At 40.7% G+C, this 1,367-nt stretch carries 1 protein-coding gene; it reads right to left on the reverse strand.

The genetic code is table 11. The features are described 5' to 3' along the window. Positions 1–1,367 (reverse strand): Cna B-type domain-containing protein (locus HMPREF8571_RS10920; RefSeq protein ID WP_000452839.1); only part of this gene is annotated, 1,367 nt, incomplete at both ends.

A 1,367-nucleotide genomic window follows, 5' to 3' on the forward strand; every position in this document is an offset into this window, starting at 1 on the left:
ACTTCTTTGACTTTGTACTCGATTAGTTTACCATTTTCATACTTAGGAAGTGCTTTTGATTCGAACTTCCAACCAGTAGCTTCTGATACTTCAATTTCTTGAACGACTTTGTCACCGTTAAGAACTTGAACTTTCACAGATTTCGTACGTTTGCCGTCTTGGTTGTTGTTATCTTTCCACACCTTAGTTCCTGAAAGGATAACTGTATCTGGATTGTGAGTGTTAGTCACTACTTGACCAGTTACAGAGGCTTCATAGCCAGCTGGTACATCCACTTCCTTGATTGAGTAAGTGATTTCTTTACCAGCTTCGTATTGTGGAAGATTTGTGAAGGATGCTACCCAAGTGTTAGCGTCTGTCTTATCCTTAGCTGTCAAGGTCAATTTCTTACCTTCAACGGCTACTGGATCAGCATCTCCTACTTTTTTATAAAGTTGAACGGTTACTGACTCAGGACGTTTGCCGTCTTGGTTGTTCGCATCGTTCCATACTTTTGTTACTTTGTAGTCGATTGCTTTAGGAGCATATTTGTTTGTGATGGTAAAGTCTGTAATAGTTGATTCGTATTCTGCTACGGCATCCTCTGTTACAGTGTATGTGATTTCTTTACCATCTTTATATTTTGCTAATTTCGTGAATTCGACAGTCCAAGTTCCATCTGTGGCTGCTTGAACTTCTTTCGAATCAACTTTCTGACCGTCTGCTAAAAGATTGATTGTAATCTTGGTTGGACGTTTGCCGTCTTGGTTGTTCGCGTCATCCCAGTTCTTAGTTGCTTTTACATCAACTGTTTCTGGAGAATAGCTATTTGTGATAGTGAATCCTGATGCAGCGTCACCAGTAACATCAGAAGTGTAACCAGTAACAGTTACTTCTACTACAGTATACTTGATAGGTGTTCCGCCTTTATCAGCATCAAGGTTTGTGAAGCTTCCAGCCCAGTTGTTTGCGGTGTTAAGCTCAAGTGTCTTACCAGTATCTTGACCATCCGCAAGCAATTTAACTGTGACAGAAGTTGGACGTTTACCGTCTTGGTTGTTCGCGTCCTTCCATACTTTCTTCACAGGAACTTCAGTTTTCGCTGGAGTGTATTTGTTTGTAAATACAAGATCGTTCGCTTCTTTTGAAGCAGTTGCTTTCAATTCAGTTGCGCTTACTTTTTCAACCGTTACTTCAACTTCTTGAACTGTCTTATCGTAAGTGATTCCTGTTTCAGTTCCAGCAACTTCAGAGATGGTGTACTTGTGAGTTCCCACTTGGCTCTCATCATATGAGATTGGTGAGAAGGTCACTGTTCCATCAGCGGCGTTTGTCACTGTTTCAACAACAGTTCCATCTTCCTTCTTCAATTCAAAGCTGTATTTACC

The sequence above is a fragment of the Streptococcus mitis ATCC 6249 genome, from assembly GCF_000146585.1.
Classification (GTDB): Bacteria; Bacillota; Bacilli; order Lactobacillales; family Streptococcaceae; genus Streptococcus; species Streptococcus mitis_AZ.